Origin of the sequence: Streptomyces sp. NPDC026672 (genome assembly GCF_040638185.1) — a bacterium.
Taxonomy (GTDB): Bacteria; Actinomycetota; Actinomycetes; order Streptomycetales; family Streptomycetaceae; genus Streptomyces.
In genome coordinates, this window is sequence record NZ_JBEZXS010000018.1 from 80025 (window position 1) to 102334 (window position 22310).

The window sequence follows — 22310 nt, forward strand, 5'->3', positions numbered from 1 at the left end:
GACCCATGCGAAGTGAGCCCGTGGTCCAGATCCATGCCCTGGTGAAGCGGTACGGAACGAAGACCGCGGTGAACGGCCTGGATCTGGTGGCCGAGGCGGGAGTGACCGCCGTACTCGGCCCCAACGGGGCGGGCAAGACGACCACGGTCGAGACCTGCGAGGGGTACCGGAAGCCGGACACCGGCACGGTGCGTGTCCTGGGCCTCGACCCGGTGAGAGAGTCCGCACGGCTGCGCCCCCGGATCGGGGTGATGCTCCAGTCCGGCGGCGTCTACTCCGGTGCGCGGGCCGACGAGATGCTGCGCCACGTGGCCGGGCTGCACGCCCATCCGCTCGACGTGGACGCCCTCGTCGAGCGGCTCGGCCTCGAAGGCTGCGGCCGGACCCCCTACCGGCGGCTGTCCGGCGGCCAGCAGCAGCGGCTCGCGCTCGCCATGGCCGTCGTGGGCCGCCCCGAACTGGTCTTCCTGGACGAGCCCACCGCCGGCCTCGACCCCCAGGCCCGCCGCGCCACCTGGGACCTCGTGCGGGACCTGCGCGACGACGGCGTCTCCGTGATCCTCACCACCCACTACATGGACGAGGCCGAGCAGCTCGCCGACGACGTCGCGATCATCGACGCCGGCCGGGTGATCGCCCACGGCTCGCCCGAGGAGCTGTGCCGCGGCGGCGCCGAGAACACCCTGCGCTTCAGCGGCCGCCCCGGCCTCGACGTCGGCTCCCTGCTCAAGGCGCTGCCCGCCGACTGCACGGCCGCCGAGCTGACGCCGGGCTCCTACCGGGTGGTCGGCAAGGTCGACCCGCAACTGCTCGCCACGGTCACCTCCTGGTGCGCCCAGCACGGCGTGATGCCGGACCGCATCTCCGTCGAACGCCACACCCTCGAAGACGTCTTTCTTGAACTGACCGGCAAGGAGCTGCGCGCATGACTCCGCTCAGCACGACCCCCGGCCGGGGGTCCGGGGGTCGCCCCCCGGGAAGACACAGCCTGGAACTGACCGGCAAGGAGCTGCGCGCATGACCACGGCAGGTACCTACGCGCCCAGGCCCGGTGCGGCGCCCCTCCCCCGGATGATCGCGGCGCAGGCCGTGCTCGAGACCAGGATGCTGCTGCGCAACGGCGAACAGCTGCTGCTCACGGTCGTCATCCCCACGCTGCTGCTCGTCCTGTTCAGCTCCGTGGACATCATCGACACCGGCTCCGGCGAGGCCGTCGACTTCCTCGCCCCCGGCATCCTCGCCCTCGCCGTGATGTCGACCGCGTTCACCGGCCAGGCCATCGCGACCGGCTTCGAACGGCGCTACGGCGTCCTGAAGCGGCTCGCCTCCTCCCCGCTGCCTCGCTGGGGCCTGATGACCGCCAAGACCGCGTCCGTGCTGGTCACCGAGGTCCTCCAGGTGATCCTGCTGACGGCGATCGCCCTCGCGCTCGGCTGGTCCCCGCACGGCGACCCCGCCTCCGTGGTGCTGCTGCTCGTCCTCGGCACCGCCGCCTTCTCCGGGCTCGGTCTGCTCATGGCGGGCACGCTGAAGGCCGAGGCGACCCTGGCCGCCGCCAACCTGGTCTTCCTGCTGCTGCTCGTCGGCGGCGGGGTGATCGTGCCGCTGGACAAGTTCCCCGCCGGCGCCCAGGACGTGCTCGGACTGCTGCCCGTCACCGCCCTCTCCGACGGCCTGCGGGACGTGCTCCAGCACGGGGCCGGAACACCCTGGGGCGACCTCGGCGTCCTCGCCGTGTGGGCGGTCGCGGGGCTGGCGCTTGCGGGCCGGCTGTTCCGCTGGGAGTGATCGGCGGTGGGGTCCCCGAGAAGACGGAGGGCGTGAACACAGAGGACGTGAAGACGGAGGACCCCTCGTGAAAGTGTGCACAAGCGGGCGCCTACGATGGTCCCCGTGCCCAAGCTGACCCGAGCCGACGCCGTACCGGCCCTGCGCAACCCGCTCGCCTTCATCGCCGCGCACTGGACCCCGCATCCCCGGACGGTCCGGCGGGCGGCTCTCGCCGCGCTCGTCATGTCGGTGGTCATCGTGGTCACCGGCGGCGCCGTCCGGCTCACCGGCTCGGGCCTCGGCTGCCCGACCTGGCCGACCTGCACCGACGATTCGCTGGCCACCACCCGGGCCATGGGTGTCCACGGGGCCATCGAGTTCGGCAACCGCATGCTGACGTACGTGCTGTGCGCGGCCGTCGGCTGGGCGATCGTCGCCGCGCGCTCCGAGAAGCCGTGGCGGCGCGGTCTCACCCGGCTGGGCTGGGCGCAGTTCTGGGTGGTCATGGGCAACGCGGTGCTCGGCGGCGTCGTGGTCCTCGTCGGTCTCAACCCGTACACGGTCGCGGCGCACTTCCTGCTGTCCTCGGCGCTCATCGCGGTCGCCGCGGTGATGTGGCAGCGCACCCGGGAGGGCGACGCGGAGCCCCGGCCACTGGTCGGCGCGGCGGTGCGGCAGCTGGTGTGGTTCCTGGTCGCCGCGTCGGTGCTGCTGATCGCGGTCGGCACGGTGGTGACGGGGGCCGGGCCGCACGCGGGCGACTCCAGCGAGGTCGACCGCATCCACATCGACTGGGAGACGGTCGCCAAGCTGCACGCGGTGCTCGCCTGGATCGTGGTGACCCTGACCTTCGCCCTCTGGTTCGTCCTGAAGGCGGTCGACGCCCCGAAGGGCCCGCTGGACCGCACCCGCGAGCTGTTCCTGATCCTGCTCGCCCAGGGGATCATCGGGTACGTGCAGTACTTCACGCATCTGCCCGAGGTGCTGGTCGGCCTGCACATGCTCGGCTCGTGCCTGGTGTGGATCGGCGTGCTGAGGGTGCTGCTCGCCCTGCGCGAGCGCCCCGCCACGACGGCCGACGTGCCCGGCCCCCCGGCCGAGGCCGCGGTCGGCACCCGCGCCTAGGACCGCTCCGCCCGCCGGGCTCAGGGGTACAGGCCGGCCCGGAAGGTGAACGAGACGAGTTGGGCTCGGTCACGTGCGCCGACCTTCGTCATGGCCCGCACCGCGTGCGTCTTCACGGTGAACGGCGACACGGACATCCGGGCCGCGATCTCCTCGTTGCCCAGACCGCTCGCGACGAGGACGACGACGTCCCGCTCCCTGGGTGTCAGGGCGTCGAAGCGCCGCAGCAGTTCCCGGTCGACCACCGGGGGCGGGCTGTCGGTCATGTGACCGATGAGCGCGGCCGTCGCGGCGGCCGACAGCGCACCGCCACCGCCGACGACCTCGGTGATCCCGGCGACGAGTTCGGCGGGGCTCACGGTTTTGCTCAGGAAGCCGTTGGCGCCCGCGCGCAGGGCGGCGAGGACGATGTCGTCCTGGTCGAAGGTGGTCAGCACGATCACCCGCGTCCTCTCGGCCGGATGCTCCCGGCGGATCCGGCGGGTGGCTTCCACACCGTCGATGCCGGGCATCCGGATGTCCATGAGGACCAGGTCGACGGGGTGGTCCCGGAGGAAGGGGACGACCTGGAGTCCGTCGGAGAGATCACCCACGACGACGAGCCCCGGGTCGAGTCGGAGCATCGCCCGGATCCCGGCCCTGATGTCGTCCTGGTCGTCGACGATGAGAACGCGCGTCATCGGACCACGGCTCCCAGGGGGCTGAACTCCGCCCGGACCCGGAACCGCCCGTCGTGACGGTCGATCGTCAGCCGCCCGTTGGAGGACTCGACGCGTTCGCGCATCCCCACGAGTCCGAGTCCGCCGCCCGGGTCGGAGCCGCGGGGTGAGCGGCCGACGCGGTTCTCCACGGTGACGCGGATCCTGCCGTCGCGCTCCCGCACGTCCACCGTCGCCGTCCCCTCTCCGTGCCGGTAGGCATTCGTGAGCGCTTCCTGGACGACCCGGTAGACCGTCACGCCGACACTGGGCTCCACAAAACCGGTGGGGAGGTCGAGGGAGGGCCGGACGTCGAGGCCGATGCTCTCGAAGGAGGCGACCAGGCCTTCCAGGCCGCTGAGCGCCGGGGTCGGCCGGAGCGCCTCGTCGCCCGGGACGTCGTCCCCGAGGCGGAGGAGCGCGAGGATGCGTTGCGTCTCGACGACGACGGTGCGGGCGCTCGCCCTGGCCGAGACGAGGGCCTGCCGGGAGGACTCGGCGCCCTCGGGCAGCCCGATCTCCGCCGCGCCGAGGTGCAGGCTCAGCATCGCGACCTGGTGGCCGATGACGTCGTGGAGGTCCCGGGCGATGCGCAGCCGTTCCTCGGTCACTCGCCGGGTGGCTTCGATCTCACGGGTGGCGATGGCGCTCTCGGCCCGTTCCTCCAGGGTCCACCAGTGCTCCCGGTGGATGCGCAGCGCGGCCCCCGTCGCCCCTCCCGCCATGGCCGAGAAGAGGGCGGCGGCTCCCACGACCGCACCGCCCCGGAATCCCCCGACCGTCATGAACGCGCCCAGGAAGAACGCCGCCACGACGGCGATCCCGGCCAGCGGCTGCTTTCCCCTGAGGGTGACCGAGAACAGCACGAGCACCGCCATCATCCACACCGACAGGGGGTCGCGGCCCACCGCCGTGACGGCGAAGGACGCCGCGCTCGTGACGACCAGCCCTGCCCACGGCCGCCACCACGAGAGGGCGACACCGCCGCCGGCGAGGAGCACGGAGAGGGCCGTCGGCCAGTCCGACCCCCGCACGGCCACGGCCACGAGCTGACCGGTGAACACCAGCGCGGCCACGGCGTAGGCGGCTCGGTGCAGCACCTCGGGGCGGCGGACCCACAGGGGTGCCGCGGGCCCGTCCTGACTGTTCCGCACCTCGACCATGCGTCGATTCTCGTTCACCTGTGCGGCGGCCGTGTACTTCGAACGATGTAGACGGCGAAGCCGCTCCGGTCGTCGGAGACGGATACGGGGACGGCGGGATCCCTGCCGTCGAAGTGGGTCGCGGAACTACTTCGTTCGAAGTACGCGGGCTCCCGCGAGGCCGCTGAGACTCGTCGTCGAGGCGACCGTCTCACACCGTCACGATCACCACGGGACACCCGATGACTCAGACCACCGCACATTCCACGAATTCAGCGCATTCGACAGCTCCCACCACGACCGCGATGACGCCCTCCGGGCTGCGGTCGCTCCATCTGATCCGAGTGGTCTTCTCCCTGATCTGGGTGGCACTCGTCCTCACGACCTCCGGCTCGCTCGTGTCGACGGACGAACCCACGGTCGCCGCGGCCGTGCTCCTCGTCGTCTACCCCCTGTGGGACGCCGTCGCCACGCTCCTCGAACGTCGCCTGGCCGGAGTCGGCGCCATGAGCCGCGTCAGCACGGTCAACCTGGGCCTCGGCCTCGCCGCCACCGCCGGAATGATCATCGCCGTCCTCTCCACCGTCGGGACGGCCCTGCTCGTGTTCGGTGTCTGGGCCCTGCTCGCCGGAGCCGTCCAGCTCGTCGTGGCGGTCCGGCGCCGGCGCACCGTCGGCGCCCAGTGGCCCATGATCGTCAGCGGCGGGCAGTCCGTCCTCGCCGGCGTCACCGTCGCCGCCACGTCCGCGTCGGCGACGAGCGGCCTGTCCACCGTGGCCGGGTACTCGGCCTTCGGTGCCTTCTGGTTCCTCGTCTCCGCCGTCGCCCTGAGCGTCCGCACCCGACGCGCAACCCGCTGACCACCGCCGCTGGGACCTGTCCGGCTAGGGCGTGTTTCGAAAGTAGCGCCGTCCGCCCGGAGGGCGGGGCCCGCGGCGTCTGGTGCGTGCAATCGCAAGGCGGAGGATCGCCCTCGTACTGGATGTACTCGGGCGTTCCGACAACGCAGCGAGTGCGCGTGCCAGGCGTCGCGGGCCAGGCGGGACTTTCGAAACACGCCCTAGCCGCGCTCCAGCCCGTACACCCGGCCCGCGTTCTCCGAGGCGACCAGGGCCGCCACCCGCTGGGCGTCGTCCAGGGACCACGCGCCCTCGGTGACCCAGCCGCCCAGGACACGGGTCAGGGCGTCGCGGAAGAGGCGGGCGCCGACGACGTGCAGTTCGGGCAGGCCCTGCGCGCCGCTGGAGAAGAGGACCTTGCCGAAGGGCGCGAGCTCCAGGGTCTCGGCGAGGATCGTGGCCGCGCGGGCGCCGGTGCGCACCAGCGCGGCGCCCGAGTCGGCATACACGTGCGGGAAGACCCCGGCGAGATGGGCGGCGTGCCGGTGGTACGGGTATCCGTGCAGCAGCACCAGGTCCGTGCCCAGCCCGGCGGTCGCCCGCACGAAGTCCGTGAGCAGCACCGGGTCCGTACGGTCCACGCGCGCCCCCGGCTCCCCGAGCCCGGCGTGCAGCTGGAGCGGCCGGCCCGAGGCGACCGCGATCCACAGCAGGTGCCGTAGCAGCACGGGATCGCACAGCTCGCCCCCGACCCGCCGTCCGGCCAGCCAGCGGCCCGCCGCGCCCCGCACCTCCCCGGGACCGGGCGGCTCGGGCGCCAGCGCGAGGCCGTGCCGCACCCCCGCGACGGAGGTGAAGGCGACGGCGTTCGCCGCGGCGCCGTGGACCGACTCGGCGAGGTTGGCGAGGAACGACTCGACCGTGCCCGAGGTGTCGGCGACCTGCTCGGCGAGCAACTCAAGACGCACGACCTCGCGGGCCTCGGCGTCGCCGGTGGAGGCCATCTCCTCGGGGCCGGTGAGGTCGCCGGGCAGTCCGGTGTCGACGAGGTACGTCGTGATGCCGCTGCCCCGCAGCAGCCTGCGGCCCGCCTCCAGGACGCCGAGTTCACGGCGCCGGGCGAGGTAGCACGCGGGCGAGCAGTGCGGTTCCAGGTCGAGCAGCGGGGGGCACCATCGGCGTACGGCGAAGCCGGTCTGGGTGTCGAACAGCGTGGTGCCGGGGGCGGGCGGCCCCTCCGTCCGGGCGAGCTGGGTCTCGAAGGTGCCGAGGCCCAGCTCCGTTCTCAGCACGCCGTGGCAGTACTGGTCCACGAGGGACGGCGTCTCGATCATCCCTGGCTCCCCACGTCGGCGCTGCGCTGCCTTCGCCGGTACTAACGGGTGAGCGGGGTTTCCGTCGCGGGCGCGGACGAGAAGGGTGCCGGGTCAGCCGCCGAGCTGGATGCCGGCCATCCGCTTCCACTCGTACGGGCCCGTCGTCACCTTCGCCGCGAACTCGCCGTCGAAGGACTCGTGGACGGTGATGCCGGACTTCTCGACAGCCTGTTCGGCGACGGCGTACGTGGGCGCCACCAGGTCGCCCCAGGTGCCGTCCTCGCCGACGAGGACGATACGGGCGCCGCGCTCGCCGATGTAGGCCACCTGGCCCCCGGCGCCGCCGTGGGCCTTCGCGAAGGCGTCGATCTGCTTGGCGAGCCGTGCCACCCTGCGCTCGGCCTTCGGGTCAACCTGCTGCGTGTCTGCCATGCCCAGAATGCTACTCACGAGTAGATCGACTGGCGAGCGCTGGACCCTGTGACGTGCGTCGGTCGTACGTCAGCGCAGGAAGGGGTCGATGGCGACGGCGACGAAGAGGATCGACACATAGGTGATCGACCAGTGGAACAGGCGCATCTCCTTGAGCCGGACGCCCGTCACCTCCGCGTTCGCGCGGTTCTGCAGCCCGTGCGCCTCCCAAAGCCAGAAGCCGCCGGCCAGCAGCGCGACCAGGGTGTAGAACCAGCCCGTGTAGCCGAGCGGCGTCAGCAGCAGGGAGACGAGGACCATCACCCAGCTGTAGATCACGATCTGCCGGGCCACCACCTTGTTGGAGGCGACGACCGGGAGCATCGGCACGCCCACGCGCGCGTAGTCCTCCTTGACCTTCATGGACAGCGGCCAGTAGTGCGGCGGCGTCCAGAAGAACATGACGAGGAAGAGGATGATCGGCGCCCAGGACATGGAGCCGGTGACCGAGGACCAGCCGATCAGCACCGGCAGACAGCCGGCGATGCCGCCCCACACGATGTTCTGCGACGTACGCCGCTTGAGGATCATCGTGTAGACGACGACGTAGAAGAGGAGCGCTCCGAGTGACAGCCAGGCGGACAGCCAGTTGACGGTGAGCCCGAACAGCAGCGTCGAGACGACCGCCAGCGTGATGCCGAAGGCCAGGCACTCCCGGGGGCTGACCATGCCGGTGACCAGCGGGCGCTGCGAGGTGCGGTCCATGAGCGCGTCGATGTCGCGGTCGATGTACATGTTCAGCGCGTTGGCGCCGCCCGCGGACAGGTAGCCGCCGACACAGGTCAGCAGCACGAGACCGAGGTCCGGCACACCGCGCTGCGCCAGGAACATCACCGGAACCGTGGTGATGAGCAGCAACTCGATGATCCGGGGCTTGGTCAGAGCCACGAAAGCCTTGGCCCGGGCTCCGAACGGCCGGTGGCTCGGAGTCTGACTGGTCCCGAGCACCCCCGCTGGACGGGATTCGACGGCCGTCACGCACACCCCTGACAGAGACATCCCAGCGAGCCTCCCCGTGTGAAGTCCCGGTAAAGGCTCGCGCGTACCACGCCACTGTAGACGTTGCCCATACCCCGACCTTCGCGGGGGTGGGGTCGTGTTGGCAGGGGTGGTCAGGCGGCTGTTCGGGGGTGTGCTCATCCGTCGTACTGGGACTCGATTGAGCGCTCTTCCGACGGGCTCCGTATTCAGTTGCCGAACGCCGTGCAAGCCAGTCGGGAGGCGGATCCCCGAGACTCCCGGCAGTCTGGAATGACCCGCGAAAATGCACGTGTTTACGGGGGTAGGCTCGACAACGGCCGGTGGGCGTCCAGTGCACCGGCATTCGACATGTGGAGAGGAGCCCTGACCCAGGGTGAGCACCAAGCCGACCACCACAGACCTCGAGTGGACCGAGCTGGACCAGCGGGCCGTGGACACCGCCCGCGTCCTGGCCGCCGACGCCGTACAGAAGGTCGGCAACGGCCATCCCGGTACGGCGATGAGCCTGGCGCCGGCCGCCTACACCCTCTTCCAGAAGGTGATGCGCCACGACCCCGCCGACCCCGAGTGGGTCGGGCGCGACCGCTTCGTGCTGTCCGCGGGCCACTCGTCCCTGACCCTCTACACCCAGCTCTACCTGGCCGGCTTCGGCCTGGAGCTGGAAGACCTGGAGTCCTTCCGCACCTGGGGCTCCAAGACCCCGGGCCACCCGGAGTACGGACACACCAAGGGCGTCGAGACCACCACGGGCCCGCTGGGCCAGGGCGTCGCCAACGCGGTGGGCATGGCGATGGCCGCCCGCTACGAGCGCGGCCTGTTCGACCCGGACGCCCCGCAGGGCGAGTCCCCCTTCGACCACTTCATCTACTGCATCGCCGGTGACGGCTGCCTCCAGGAGGGCATCTCCGCCGAGGCGTCCTCGCTCGCCGGACACCAGCGGCTCGGCAACCTGGTCCTGCTGTGGGACGACAACCACATCTCGATCGAGGGCGACACCGAGACCGCCGTCTCCGAGGACACGGTCAAGCGGTACGAGGCGTACGGCTGGCACGTGCAGCGCGTCGCCCCGAAGCCGGACGGCGACCTGGACCCGCACGCCCTCTACAACGCGATCGAGGCCGCGAAGCAGGTGACGGACCGCCCGTCCTTCATCGCGATGCGCTCGATCATCGCCTGGCCGGCCCCCAACGCCCAGAACACCGAGGCCGCGCACGGCTCGGCGCTCGGCGACGACGAGGTGGCCGCCACCAAGCGCGTCCTCGGCTTCGACCCGGAGAAGTCCTTCGACGTCGCCGGCGAGGTCATCGACCACACCCGCGGGGCGCTGGAGCGCGGCCGGCAGGCCAAGGCCGAGTGGGAGAAGTCGTTCCAGGAGTGGCGGGGCAACAACGCGGACCGCGCCGCCGAGTTCGACCGCGTCAGCCGGGGCGAGCTGCCCGCCGGCTGGGAGGACAAGGTCCCGGTCTTCGAGGCGGGCAAGTCCGTCGCCACCCGCGCCGCCTCCGGCAAGGTGCTCCAGGCCCTCGGCGCGATCGTGCCCGAACTGTGGGGCGGCTCCGCCGACCTGGCCGGCTCGAACAACACCACGATCGACAAGACCTCGTCGTTCCTGCCGAAGGACAACCCGCTGCCCGAGGCCGACCCGTACGGCCGCACCATCCACTTCGGCATCCGCGAGCACTCCATGGGCGCGGAGCTCAACGGCATCACCCTGCACGGCAACACCCGCGTGTACGGCGGCACCTTCCTGGTGTTCTCCGACTACATGCGCAACGCGGTGCGGCTGTCGGCCCTGATGCACCTGCCGGTGACGTACGTGTGGACGCACGACTCCATCGGCCTCGGCGAGGACGGCCCCACCCACCAGCCGGTCGAGCACCTCGCCTCGCTGCGCGCCATCCCCGGACTGAACGTGGTCCGCCCGGCCGACGCCAACGAGACCGCGATCGCCTGGCGCGAGATCCTGCGCCGCTACACCAAGGAGTTCGGCAAGGGTGCCCCGCACGGCCTCACGCTGACCCGCCAGGGTGTGCCGACGTACGAGCCCGACGAGAACGCGGCCAAGGGCGGCTACGTGCTGTTCGACGCCGAAGGGCCCGAGGGGCGGAGCGCCGAGCCGCAGGTCGTGCTGATCGCCACCGGCTCGGAGGTGCACGTGGCCGTGGAGGCGCGCGAGCGGCTCCAGGCCGAAGGGGTGCCGACGCGGGTGGTCTCCATGCCGTCCGTGGAGTGGTTCGAGGAGCAGGACCAGGGGTACCGGGACAGCGTGCTGCCCCCGTCCGTGAAGGCGCGCGTCTCCGTGGAGGCCGGGATCGGCCTGACGTGGCACAAGTACGTCGGGGACGCCGGACGCATCGTTTCCCTGGAGCACTTCGGTGCTTCCGCCGACGGCAAGGTCCTCTTCCGCGAGTTCGGCTTCACTGCCGAGAACGTCGCCGCCCGGGCGAGGGAATCGATCGCCGCCGCCCAGCGCTGACGCCCACATACGACACGTAGGAGATGTAATTCCATGACAGACGCACTGAAGCGCCTCTCCGAGGAAGGCGTCGCGATCTGGCTGGACGACCTGTCGCGCAAGCGGATCACGTCCGGCAACCTCGCCGAACTGATCGACGAGCAGCACGTCGTGGGCGTCACCACCAATCCGACGATCTTCCAGAAGGCGATCAGCAGCGGCGACGGGTACGAGCAGCAGCTCGCGGACCTCGCCGCGCGCAAGGTCACCGTGGAAGAGGCCGTCCGTATGATCACGACGGCGGACGTCCGTGACGCCGCCGACATCCTGCGCCCGGTGTTCGACGCGACCGACGGCCAGGACGGCCGGGTGTCGATCGAGGTCGACCCGCGGCTCGCGCACGACACCCGGGCGACGGTCGCGGAGGCCAAGCAGCTCGCCTGGCTGGTCGACCGCCCCAACACGCTCATCAAGATCCCGGCCACCAAGGCGGGTCTGCCGGCGATCACCGAGGTCATCGGCCTCGGCATCAGCGTCAACGTGACGCTGATCTTCTCGCTGGAGCGCTACCGCGAGGTCATGGCCGCCTACCTCGCCGGTCTGGAGAAGGCCAAGGAGCGCGGCCTGGACCTCTCGAAGATCCGTTCGGTGGCGTCGTTCTTCGTGTCCCGCGTGGACACCGAGATCGACAAGCGCATCGACGCGCTCGGCACCCCTGAGGCCAAGGCCGCGCGCGGCAAGGCCGCCGTCGCCAACGCCCGGCTGGCGTACCAGGCGTACGAGGAGGTGTTCGCGGGCGAGCGCTGGAACGCGCTGGAGAGCGCGGGCGCCCACAAGCAGCGTCCGCTGTGGGCCTCGACGGGTGTGAAGGACCCGGCCTACAAGCCGACCCTGTACGTCGACGACCTGGTGGCGCCGAACACGGTGAACACCATGCCGGAGGCGACGCTCCAGGCGACCGAGGAGCACGGCGAGATCTCCGGCGACACCGTCGCCGGGACGTACGAGCGGGCCCGCGCCGACCTCGACGCGGTCGAGGCGCTCGGGATCTCGTACGACGACGTGGTCCAGGTCCTGGAGGACGAGGGCGTCGAGAAGTTCGAGACGTCCTGGAACGATCTGCTCAAGTCGACCGAGGCGGAGCTTCAGCGCCTCGCTCCCTCGAAGGGCTGACATCTTGTCCCCCCAATCCGGTTCCGGAGCGAACCCGCTTCGTGACCCCGCAGACCGACGGCTCCCGCGTATCGCGGGGCCGTCGGGCCTGGTCATCTTCGGCGTCACGGGCGATTTGTCACGCAAAAAGCTGATGCCCGCCGTGTACGACCTCGCGAACCGGGGTCTGCTGCCGCCGGGCTTCTCGCTGGTGGGCTTCGCCCGCCGCGAATGGCAGAACGAGGACTTCGCGCAGGAGGTCCACGACGCCGTCAAGGAGCACGCCCGTACGCCGTTCCGTGAGGAGGTCTGGCAGCAGCTCATCCAGGGGATGCGCTTCGTCCAGGGCACCTTCGACGACGACGACGCGTTCGAGCGGCTGCGCTCGACCATAGAGGAGCTGGACAAGGCGCAGGGCACGGGCGGGAACTTCGCGTTCTACCTGTCGGTGCCGCCGCGGTCCTTCCCGGTCGTCATCCAGCAGCTGAAGAAGCACGGCCTGGCCGACCAGGAGCGCGGTTCCTGGCGGCGCGCGGTCATCGAGAAGCCGTTCGGCCACGACCTGAGGTCGGCCGAGGAGCTGAACAAGGTCGTGCACGAGGTGTTCGAGCCGGACCAGGTGTTCCGCATCGACCACTACCTCGGCAAGGAGACCGTCCAGAACATCCTGGCGCTGCGCTTCGCCAACCAGATGTTCGAGCCGATCTGGAACCGGTCGTACGTGGACCACGTGCAGATCACGATGGCCGAGGACATCGGCATCGGCGGTCGCGCGGGCTACTACGACGGCATCGGCGCCGCCCGCGACGTCATCCAGAACCACCTGCTCCAGCTGATGGCGCTGACCGCGATGGAGGAGCCGTCCTCCTTCGACGCGGACGCGCTGGCCGCAGAGAAGACCAAGGTGCTCGGCGCGGTGCGACTGCCGAAGGACCTGGGCCGCAGCTCGGTCCGCGGCCAGTACGCGGCGGGCTGGCAGGGCGGCGAGAAGGTCATCGGCTACCTCCAGGAAGACGGCATCGACGCCCAGTCGAAGACCGACACCTACGCCGCGATCAAGGTGGAGATCGACAACCGCCGCTGGGCGGGCGTCCCCTTCTACCTGCGCACCGGCAAGCGCCTCGGCCGCCGCGTCACCGAGATCGCGGTCGTCTTCCAGCGCGCCCCCCACTCCCCCTTCGACCACACGGCGACGGAGGAGCTGGGCCAGAACGCGGTGGTCATCCGGGTCCAGCCCGACGAGGGCATCACGGTCCGCTTCGGCTCCAAGGTGCCCGGCACCTCCATGGAGATCCGGGACGTGTCCATGGACTTCGCCTACGGCGAGTCGTTCACGGAGTCCAGCCCGGAGGCGTACGAGCGGCTCATCCTCGACGTGCTGCTCGGCGACGCCAACCTCTTCCCGCGCACGGAGGAGGTCGAGCTGTCCTGGAAGATCCTCGACCCGATCGAGCAGTACTGGGACAAGCACGGCAGGCCGGCGCAGTACCCGTCGGGCACGTGGGGCCCCGAGGAGGCCGACGAGATGCTCGCACGAGACGGACGGAGCTGGCGGCGGCCATGAAGATAGACCTCACGGACACCACGGCCGGCAAGGTCAACAAGGCGCTGGTGCGGGGCCGCCGGGCCATCGGCACACCCGCCGTGGGCATGGTGCTCACCCTGGTCATCGTCACCGACGAGGAGAACGCCTACGACGCCCTGAAGTCGGCTAACGACGCCTCGCGCGAGCACCCCTCGCGCACGCTCGTGGTCGTCAAGCGCGTCTCCCGCTCCCCGCGCGACCGCACGACCTCGCGGCTGGACGCCGAGGTGCGGGTGGGCGCGGACGCGGGCACCGGCGAGACGGTGGTGCTGCGGCTGTACGGCGAGGTCGCGGACCACGCCGACTCCGTGGTGCTGCCGCTGCTGCTCCCGGACGCGCCCGTCGTCGTCTGGTGGCCGGTGAACGCGCCGCGCGAACCGGCCAAGGACCCACTGGGCGCGCTCGCCCAGCGCCGGGTCACCGACACCTATGCCGCGGAGCAGCCGGTGCGTGAGCTGTCGGTGCGCGCCGACGCCTACACGCCGGGCGACACGGATCTGTCCTGGACGCGCATCACGCCGTGGCGCTCGATGCTGGCGGCGGCCCTGGACCAGGTCACCTGCGAGGTGCGGGGTGTGGAGGTGGAGGGCGAGGAGTTCAACCCGAGCGTCGAGCTGCTGGCGATGTGGCTCGCCGACCGGCTGGACGTGCCCGTCAAGCGCTCCCTGTCGTCGGGCCCCGGTCTGACGGGGGTGCGCATGGACACGAACTGCGGCCCGATCGCGCTGGACCGCGCGGACGGTTCGCTGGCCACGCTGTCCATAGAGGGCCAGCCCGACCGCGCGGTGGCGCTCAAGCGCCGTGAGACGGCCGAGCTGATCGCGGAGGAGCTGCGCCGCCTGGACCCGGACGACACGTACGCGTCGGCGCTGCGCTTCGGCGTGGACCGGCTGGCCGGGTCGGCCGCGGCGGTGCGGACGGCGGTCGAGGCGAGCACCGTCGACGCGGGGGCGAAGGCGGCCCCGAAGCCCGCCCCGCCGAAGAAGGCGGCGGCCAAGTGAGCACCCCGCAGCTGGTCGTGCACCACGACAAGGAGCTCATGGCGCAGGCCGCGGCGGCCCGGCTGATCACCAGGATCGTCGACGCCCAGTCCTCGCGGGGCTCCGCGTCGGTGGTGCTCACCGGCGGCCGCAACGGCAACGGTCTGCTGGCGGCGCTGGCGGCGGCCCCGGCCCGGGACGCGATCGACTGGGGCCGGCTGGACCTGTGGTGGGGCGACGAGCGGTTCCTGCCCGAGGGCGATCCGGAGCGCAACGTCACCCAGGCGCGCGAGGCCCTGCTGGACGCCGTACCGCTGGATCCGAAGCGCATGCACGCCATGCCCGCGTCGGACGGTCCGTACGGCTCCGACGCCGACACGGCGGCGGAGGCGTACGCGGCGGAGCTGGCGCAGGCGTCGGGTCCCGAGAACCACGGGACCGTGCCGACCTTCGACGTCCTGATGCTGGGCGTCGGCCCGGACACCCACGTGGCGTCGCTCTTCCCGGAGCTGCCCGGAGTCCGGGAGACGGAGCGCACGGTGATCGGTGTGCACGGCGCCCCGAAGCCCCCGCCCACCCGGATCTCCCTGACCCTGCCGGCGATCCGGTCGGCCCGTGAGGTCTGGCTCCTGGCGGCCGGCGAGGACAAGGCGCGGGCCGCGGCCATCGCCCTGTCGGGCGCGGGCGAGATCCAGGCCCCGGCGGCGGGTGCGCGCGGGCGGCAGCGCACGCTGTGGCTCCTCGACACGGCGGCGGCCTCCCAGCTGCCCCGCTCGCTGTATCCCCCGGCGTCGCCCTGACGGACGTACCGTGCCGGGCGTGCCGTGACGGGCGTGCCGTGACGGGCGTGCCGTGACGGGTGTTCTGTGACGGGTGTTCTGTGACGGGTGTTCTGTGACGGGAAGGGCGGCGGAGTGCGCGTGAAGCGCGCCCCGCCGCCCTTTCGCCGTCTCGGCGCACGCGGCGCACGGCGCGGACGTCGCCGTCTCAGCGCACGGCGCGGACGCGGTCCGGGTCGCCGTCGAGCCTGCCCTGCTGGCGCAGTTCGGTGATGTCGTCGACCAGGCACTCCCGGATGTCCTTGCCCATGCGGCGCCATCCGAAGAACTCGCAGGTCAGCTTGATGAGTTCGTCCTCGGACATGCCGGGGCACTCGGCGGCCAGTTCGTACAGCGCGACCAGCCGCTCGGCCGGGGCGATGTGCACGATCTTGCGCACGCTCTCGCCGTCGTGGTGGCGTGCCGTGCGGGCAGTGCGCCGCGGTACGTCGTAGAAGGCGCCGTCCGCGGTGACCAGACCGGAGCGGACCAGGGCACCGGCGACCTCCCTGACGTTGTCGCGGATGCGGTTGCCCGCCCGGGTGACGCCCCACGCCTCCCGCGCCCGCTGCACCAGCAGGTCCTCGTGGAGGGGTCCCTCGGTCTCGATCACCTGGGCCAGCACCTTGCGCAGCGCGGGCCGCGCCTCGGGGGTGTGCAGTTCGTGGCGCGGCCGGACGACGACGTCGGCGGTCCGGTACGGCTCGCTCCACTCGCGGTCGGCGCCGGGGGCGACGGGGACGCGCTCGTACTCGACCTCCGTCCGGGCGGCCGACTGCTCCGGCTGCCCCGGCAGTTCCCGCTGGCCCTGCTGGCCGTGCTGTTCCGGCTGGCCCTGCTGTTCCGGCTCCGGGGTCTGCCGGGCCGCGCCGGTGAGCGGGCCCTGCGCGACGGCCTGTTCGACCGCCTCGCGCAGCCGGAGTTCGGCGGCGGCCCGGCCGCGGTACCAGTCGGTGCCCCAGATGCGGTGGAGGCGCCAGCCGAGCCCGTTCAGCACCTGTTCGCGCAGCCGGTCGCGGTCCCGGGCGGCCTTGGAGGAGTGGTACATGGCGCCGTCGCACTCGATGCCGAGGGCGTACGCGCCGGGCAGTTCGGGGTGGCGCACACCGAGGTCGATGCGGTATCCGGCGACCCCGACCTGGGGTTGGACCCGGTAGCCCCAGCCGCGCAGGACGGCGAGCACGGACTCCTCGAACGGGCTGTCGGGCTCGGCGTCGGGCCGTACGGCGTCCCGGCTGAGGACGGCGGGGCCGTGCTCGGCGTACTCCAGGTAGCGCTTGAGGTACTGGACGCTCTCGTTGGCGCTGTCGGCGAGGCCCGCGCCGCGGAAGGAAGCGACCACCTCCATGCGGTAACGGGCGCGGGTGACGGCCACGTTGAGGCGCCGCCAGCCGCCGCTCTTGTTGATGGGCCCGAAGTTCAGCCCCAGCCTGCCGTGTTCGTCGGGCCCGTAGCCCACCGACATGATCATGACGTCGCGTTCGTCGCCCTGCACGGACTCCAGGTTCTTGACGAAGAAGCCGTCGAGGCGGTCCTCGGTGAAGCAGTGGTCGAGGTCGGGCCGGGACAACCGGGCCTGCTGCACCGCCTGGTCGATGGCGGACGCCTGGGCCTGGGAGAGCGCGACGACGCCGAGGGTGCGGCCGGGGCGGGTGTCGAAGTGGTGGAGGACGCGCCGGGCCACGTACTCGGCCTCGGTCCGGTTGTCACGGCGGCCGCCCCGGTCGTAGACGCCGTCGGCGGGCAGGAAGGCGACACCGACGTCATTGCCCTCGTCCAGCGCGCCGGGGAAGGTGATCATCGAGTTGTCGTAGAACTCGCGGTTGCTGAAGGTGATCAGGTTCTCGTGGCGGCTGCGGTAGTGCCAGCGCAGCGGCAGTTCCCGCATGGCCCCGGCCTTGCAGGCGTGCAGCAGGGACTCGAAGGAGTCGGGGGCGTCCTCGGTGTACTCGTCGGAGTCGTCGGCGCCGTCGACCGACGAGTCGAAGAACGAGGTGGGCGGCAGCTGCTTGTCGTCACCGGCGACGACGAGCGTGCGCCCGCGGTAGACGCAGTTGACCGCGTCGCTGGGGCGGACCTGGGACGCCTCGTCGAAGACGACCACGTCGAAGTGGAAGTCGGCGGGCAGGAACTGGCTGACCGTCAGCGGGCTCATCATGAAGCAGGGCTTGATCGTCTGCACGACCTCGCGGGTACGGCCGAGCAGTTCGCGCACCGGCATGTGCCGGGTCTTCTTCTCTGCCTCGCGCACGATGACGGCCCCCGCGCCGCCGGCGAAGCTGCGCGGCCGCCGCCGGTTGCACGCCTCGGCGACCGCGCCGCCCGCCGCCGCGACCAGCCGGCGGTCGGCCTCGCGGAAGTCGGTCACGCGCGCGTCGAGGTCGTCGGAGCGGGTGGTGCGCAGCCGCGGGTCGGTGGCGAGGACGTCGTCGGCCCAGGAGCGCAGGAGAGCCTGCTCGACGACGTCCGGCAGCCGCCCCGGGTCGACGCCCCGCTCGGCGGCGGTCGCCACGAGGCCGTCGGCCCCGTGCCGGGCGAGCACGCCGAGGCCGTCGGCGTGAGTGCGCCACACCTCGGGGCCCTGCGGGTCGGCGACCATGCCGCCGATCACGGGCCGGGCCTGGTCGAAGGGGCCGAGCAGGGACGGGGAGAGCTGAGTGCGGCGGGCGGGGTCGAACAGGTCGAGCAGCGCGGTGACGGCGCGGGTCCAGCGGCCGGCGCGGGAGTCGGCCGCGGCGCACCAAGCGGCGAGGCCGCCGCGGACGTTCTCGGCGAGCAGCGTGGGGAAGGGGTCGCCGTCCGCCTCGTCGGCGAGCCGATCGGGCAGCAGGTCGTGGCGCTCGGCTTCATGGGTGAGCGCGGCGATACGGTCGGCGGTCGCCAGGGCCCGGTCGAGGTCCGCGCACTCCTCCGGGGTGCGCGGGGTGTACCGGCCGAGGAGGGCGGTGTGCGCGTCGGCGAGGCGGGTCACCTCGGTGGCGGCCCCGTACCAGGCGAGGGCCTGGTCGAGGCGGCCGGGCAGCGCCTTGTCCCAGGTGCCGGTGCGGGTGAGGGCTGCCGCGGCGGCGCGGTCGGCCTTGTACCGGGCGGAGAAGCGGGCCATCAGTCCGCGGTGCTGCTCGGCGAAGCGGCGTGCCAGGTCGGGCAGTTCGGCCGTGGTGACGACCTGGTCGCCGAAGAGGTCGCCGGCCGCGGCGCGGGCGGCGACCTCGGTGTCCAGGGCCCGGCGCAGTTCCGCGGCGGCGGTGTGCGCCCGGCGCAGGGTGTCGGCGTCGAACCAGCCGCGCGGCGGGCGGTGGCCGCCGGTGGTCAGGTCGGCGAGTTCGCACAGGGCGGACGCGGTCTCGGCGCGGTCGGCCTTGGGCATGCCGAACAGGTCGGCGAGCTGGGCGAGCTGCGCGGAGACGTCGTCGGGCAGGGTGCCGTCGGCGGGCGTCGTGGAGTCCGGGAGGCCCGCGCGCAGGGTGCGCACGGTGTGCTGGACCTCGCGCACGGAGCGGGGTTCGGGCTGTGTGGCCGCGAAGGGGCGGCGCCCGGCGGCCGTCAGCAGGGCGTCGAGGGCGTCGGCGGCCTCCGCGGCCACCTGCTGCGCCGAGGTGCCGACCAGTCCCCGCCAGGGGAAGGACTCGCCCTCCGCCGCGGGGCGCCAGGCCCGGCTGACGGACCGGGCGGCGGCGGTGGCCTCCTGGAGTCCTACGGCGGTCAGGCCGCGGCCGACGGGGACGCCGTCACCGGTGCCGGGGGGCAGGATCGGTGTGCCGTCCTGTTCGAGCAGGACGAGGCGTCCGAGGACGTCGTGCAGGGTGCGTCCCAGCGGCTCGCGGGTGAGGTTCATGGCGGCGGCGTAGGCGGACAGTTCCTCGCGCAGCGTGCGGGCGCGGGCCAGTTCGTGTTCGGCGGCGCCGGTGACGCGGGCCTCGGTGGTGAGCACCCGGGCGAGTTCGGTGGCGACCGCCTTCTTGCTCGTGTCACCGCTGTGCAGGGCCATGACGAAGTCACCGAGGCCGACGCCGCGCAGCCGGTTGCGGACGACGTCGAGGGCGGCCGCCTTCTCGCTGACGAACAGCACGCTGCGCCCGGCGTGCATGAGCGCGGCGATCATGTTGGTGATGGTCTGGCTCTTGCCGGTGCCGGGCGGCCCGCTCATCACGAAGGAGCGGTTGTCGAGGGCGGCGGCAACGCACTGCCGCTGCGAGGCGTCGGCGTCGAGCACCAGCGGGGTGCGCTCCGGCAGCTGGACGTCGTCGATGCGGTCCAGGTCCGGGGGTTCGAAGCCGATCAGGTCGTCGGGCAGTCCGGCGTCCGGGCCGAGGGCGACGGCCTTGACCAGCGGATGCTCCAGGATGCGCGCCTCGTTCTGCTGGAGGTCCTGGTACATCGCCTCACGGTGCGAGGCGAACAGTCCGAGCACCACCCGCTCGTCGACCGACCAGCCCCCCAGCCCGGCGGCGACGGAGCGGGCCGCGGAGATCACTCCGCGCAGATCGGTGACGTCGGTGCGGGTGACCTCGCTCCAGTCGACGCCGAGCCGGTCCAGTTTCACGGCGAGGGCCGGGTTGTGGATGCGGTCCTGGTCCTCGGAGAGGTGGAGGCGGTGGCGGCGGCCGTCCCTGCGGAGCTCCACGGGGACCAAAATCAGGGGCGCGGCACTGCTCTCGTGGGCGTCGGCCTCGCGCCAGTCGAGCATGCCGACGCCGAGCCACAGCACCCACAGGCCGTAGTCGTTGAACATCTGGCCGGATTTCTGGCGCAGTTGGTAGAGCGAGGCGTCCAGGGACGCCTGGGTGGTCTTCTGGGTGACGAGTCCGGGCCGGGCCCGTCCGTCGCCTCCGTTCGCCCCGCCCGCGCCACCCACGCCGTCGTCGGCCTGTTCGACGCCCTGGTGGTCCTCGACGGGTGCGAAGTCCCAGCCTTTGGCGAGGCCGGCGAGGAGGGCGGCGGCGCCGGGCGAGGACACCTCCAGGGTGGCGGTCCTGGTGTGCCGGAAGTTCAGCAGCCGGTTGCGGCCGCCCATGTCCAGCAGGGAGTTGCGCCAACCGTCGAGGACGGTCTTCAACTGGGGGGACATGTGGTGGAACCTCCTGGAGCGGCACGCACAGGGACAGCCGCCTCGCAGGCCCCCCTGGAGGTATCTACCTATCATTTCGGATCTTCCGCCACACCGAAGATCCATCAGCTGGTATGGATTTGTTGTGAAAGAACGGCGCGGATCGCGTAAATCGCCACCTCGTCCGCTTGACCTGACGTCCCCGCCCGGTGATCTCCACCGAGCGGGGACGTCCGTACGGCGGTGTCACTGCCGGCCGCGCAGCTCCCGGTAGGCCGACACCAGGGCCTTGGTGGACGCGTCCAGACCCGCCACCTCGGCCCCCTCGGTGAGGGCCGGTTCGACGCGCTTGGCGAGGACCTTGCCCAGTTCGACGCCCCACTGGTCGAAGGAGTCGATGTTCCAGACGGCGCCCTGCACGAACACCTTGTGCTCGTAGAGCGCGATCAGCTGGCCCAGCACCGACGGCGTCAGCTCCGCGGCCAGGACCGTGGTCGTCGGGCGGTTGCCCTCGAACGTCTTGTGCGCGACCAGCTCCTCCGGCACGCCCTCGGCGCGCACCTCGTCGGCGGTCTTGCCGAAGGCGAGGGCCTGCGTCTGGGCGAAGAAGTTGGCCATCAGCAGGTCGTGCTGGGCCTTGAGCCCGTCGCTCAGCTCACCGACCGGCCGGGCGAACCCGATGAAGTCCGCCGGGATCAGCTTGGTGCCCTGGTGGATCAACTGGTAGTAGGCGTGCTGCCCGTTGGTGCCGGGCGTACCCCACACCACCGGACCGGTCTGCCAGTCGACCACCTGTCCGTCCCGCGCCACGTGCTTGCCGTTGGACTCCATGTCCAGCTGCTGGAGGTAGGCGGTGAACTTGGACAGGTAGTGCGAGTACGGCAGCACCGCGTGCGACTGCGCGTCGAAGAAGTTGCCGTACCAGATGCCCAGCAGGCCCATCAGCAGCGGGGCGTTGGACTCGGGCGGCGCGGTGCGGAAGTGCTCGTCGACGAGGTGGAAGCCGTCGAGCATCTCACGGAAGCGGTCCGGGCCGATGGCGATCATCAGGGAGAGCCCGATCGCCGAGTCGTACGAGTAGCGCCCGCCGACCCAGTCCCAGAACTCGAACATGTTCGCCGTGTCGATGCCGAAGTCGGCGACCTTGCCGGCGTTGGTCGACAGCGCCACGAAGTGCTTCGCGACGGCCTCCTGACCGGCCTTCAGCTCGCCGAGCAGCCACTCCCGCGCGGAGGTGGCGTTGGTGATCGTCTCGATCGTGGTGAACGTCTTGGACGCGATGACGAACAGCGTCTCCGCCGGGTCCAGGTCACGCGTGGCCTCGTGCAGGTCGGCGCCGTCCACGTTGGACACGAAGCGGACCGTGAGACCGCGGTCGGTGAAGCTGCGCAGCGCCTCGTACGCCATCGCCGGGCCGAGGTCGGAGCCGCCGATGCCGATGTTGACCACGTTCTTGATGCGCTTGCCGGTGTGCCCGGTCCAGGCGCCGGAGCGGACCCGCTCCGCGAAGTCCGCCATCCTGTCGAGCACCGCGTGCACACCGGGGACCACGTTCTCGCCGTCCACCTCGACCACCGCGCCGCGCGGGGCCCGCAGCGCGGTGTGCAGCACCGCCCGGTCCTCGGTGACGTTGATGCGCTCACCGCGGAACATGGCGTCCCGCAGGCCGAAGACGTCGGTGGCGGCGGCCAGCTCGCGCAGCAGCCGCAGTGTCTCGTCGGTGACCAGGTGCTTCGAGTAGTCGACGTACAGATCGCCCACCCGGAGCGTGTACCCCGTGCCGCGCCCGGCGTCGGCGGCGAACAGGTCGCGCAGATGGGTGTCGGCCAGCTCCTCGCGGTGCTTGGCCAGCGCGGTCCACTCGGGCGTGTGGTTGAGCCTGGTACGGCCGTCTGCGTTCATATCCGAGTTCAGCCTTCTTTCCTGCCTGT

General features: G+C 71.7%; 16 protein-coding genes. 9 read left to right on the top strand and 7 right to left on the bottom strand.

The window, feature by feature from the left end; all coding sequences use genetic code 11:
• The first annotated feature begins 5 nt into the window (after positions 1-5).
• From AB0F77_RS21810 to AB0F77_RS21820, 3 genes are all read left to right on the top strand, one after another.
• Complete coding sequence (locus AB0F77_RS21810; RefSeq protein WP_361950995.1) at positions 6-929, top strand: ABC transporter ATP-binding protein; 924 nt, start codon at positions 6-8, stop codon at positions 927-929.
• A gap of 88 nt (positions 930-1017) precedes the next feature.
• Positions 1018-1788, top strand: coding sequence for an ABC transporter permease (locus tag AB0F77_RS21815; protein ID WP_361950998.1), 771 nt, complete (start codon positions 1018-1020; stop codon positions 1786-1788).
• Between the two features lie 96 nt (positions 1789-1884).
• A complete protein-coding gene (locus AB0F77_RS21820) occupies positions 1885-2895 on the top strand; it encodes a COX15/CtaA family protein (protein WP_361951001.1) in 1011 nt (336 codons plus the stop codon).
• Positions 2896-2915: 20 nt separating this feature from the next.
• On the opposite strand, the gene AB0F77_RS21825 is transcribed toward AB0F77_RS21820, so the two are convergent.
• Together AB0F77_RS21825 and AB0F77_RS21830 are read right to left on the bottom strand one after the other, a co-directional pair.
• Positions 2916-3575 (bottom strand): response regulator transcription factor, encoded by a 660-nt coding sequence (locus tag AB0F77_RS21825; RefSeq protein ID WP_361951004.1) that lies wholly within the window; start codon positions 3573-3575, stop codon positions 2916-2918.
• On the bottom strand, positions 3572-4756 hold the full coding sequence (locus tag AB0F77_RS21830; RefSeq protein WP_361951007.1) for a histidine kinase: 1185 nt from the start codon (positions 4754-4756) through the stop codon (positions 3572-3574). The genes AB0F77_RS21825 and AB0F77_RS21830 overlap by 4 nt, the downstream gene beginning before the upstream one ends.
• Before the next feature lie 284 nt (positions 4757-5040).
• Between AB0F77_RS21830 and AB0F77_RS21835 the strand changes: the two genes are divergently transcribed.
• Positions 5041-5595, top strand: coding sequence for a DUF308 domain-containing protein (locus tag AB0F77_RS21835; protein ID WP_361951010.1), 555 nt, complete (start codon positions 5041-5043; stop codon positions 5593-5595).
• Positions 5596-5795: 200 nt separating this feature from the next.
• Here the strand turns inward: AB0F77_RS21835 and AB0F77_RS21840 are convergent, their stop codons facing one another.
• From AB0F77_RS21840 to AB0F77_RS21850, 3 genes are all read right to left on the bottom strand, one after another.
• Positions 5796-6908 carry an amidohydrolase family protein gene (locus AB0F77_RS21840; RefSeq protein ID WP_361951013.1) on the bottom strand — a complete coding sequence of 371 codons (1113 nt, stop codon included), beginning with the start codon at positions 6906-6908 and terminating at the stop codon, positions 5796-5798.
• Between the two features lie 93 nt (positions 6909-7001).
• Complete coding sequence (locus tag AB0F77_RS21845; protein WP_361951016.1) at positions 7002-7322, bottom strand: hypothetical protein; 321 nt, start codon at positions 7320-7322, stop codon at positions 7002-7004.
• Positions 7323-7391: 69 nt separating this feature from the next.
• Positions 7392-8345 carry a heme o synthase gene (locus tag AB0F77_RS21850; RefSeq protein WP_361951196.1) on the bottom strand — a complete coding sequence of 318 codons (954 nt, stop codon included), beginning with the start codon at positions 8343-8345 and terminating at the stop codon, positions 7392-7394.
• A gap of 370 nt (positions 8346-8715) precedes the next feature.
• On the opposite strand from AB0F77_RS21850, the gene tkt reads away from it, so the two are divergent.
• The 5 genes from tkt to pgl are packed head-to-tail and all read left to right on the top strand — an operon-like array spanning position 8716 to position 15314.
• Positions 8716-10818: a transketolase gene (tkt, locus tag AB0F77_RS21855; protein WP_361951019.1), complete on the top strand. Its 2103-nt coding sequence runs from the start codon at positions 8716-8718 to the stop codon at positions 10816-10818.
• 33 nt (positions 10819-10851) lie between these two features.
• Positions 10852-11970: a transaldolase gene (tal, locus tag AB0F77_RS21860; protein ID WP_361951022.1), complete on the top strand. Its 1119-nt coding sequence runs from the start codon at positions 10852-10854 to the stop codon at positions 11968-11970.
• Positions 11971-11974: 4 nt separating this feature from the next.
• A complete protein-coding gene (zwf, locus tag AB0F77_RS21865; protein WP_361951025.1) occupies positions 11975-13513 on the top strand; it encodes a glucose-6-phosphate dehydrogenase in 1539 nt (512 codons plus the stop codon).
• A complete protein-coding gene (gene opcA / locus AB0F77_RS21870) occupies positions 13510-14535 on the top strand; it encodes a glucose-6-phosphate dehydrogenase assembly protein OpcA (RefSeq protein WP_361951028.1) in 1026 nt (341 codons plus the stop codon). Before zwf ends, opcA begins: the two co-directional genes overlap by 4 nt.
• A complete protein-coding gene (pgl, locus tag AB0F77_RS21875; protein WP_361951031.1) occupies positions 14532-15314 on the top strand; it encodes a 6-phosphogluconolactonase in 783 nt (260 codons plus the stop codon). Before opcA ends, pgl begins: the two co-directional genes overlap by 4 nt.
• 187 nt (positions 15315-15501) lie before the next feature.
• On the opposite strand, the gene AB0F77_RS21880 is transcribed toward pgl, so the two are convergent.
• Complete coding sequence (locus AB0F77_RS21880) at positions 15502-20400, bottom strand: DUF3320 domain-containing protein (protein ID WP_361951034.1); 4899 nt, start codon at positions 20398-20400, stop codon at positions 15502-15504.
• Positions 20401-20625: 225 nt separating this feature from the next.
• Positions 20626-22281, bottom strand: a complete 1656-nt coding sequence (gene pgi / locus AB0F77_RS21885; RefSeq protein WP_361951037.1) for a glucose-6-phosphate isomerase — start codon at positions 22279-22281, stop codon at positions 20626-20628.
• Positions 22282-22310: the final 29 nt, after the last annotated feature.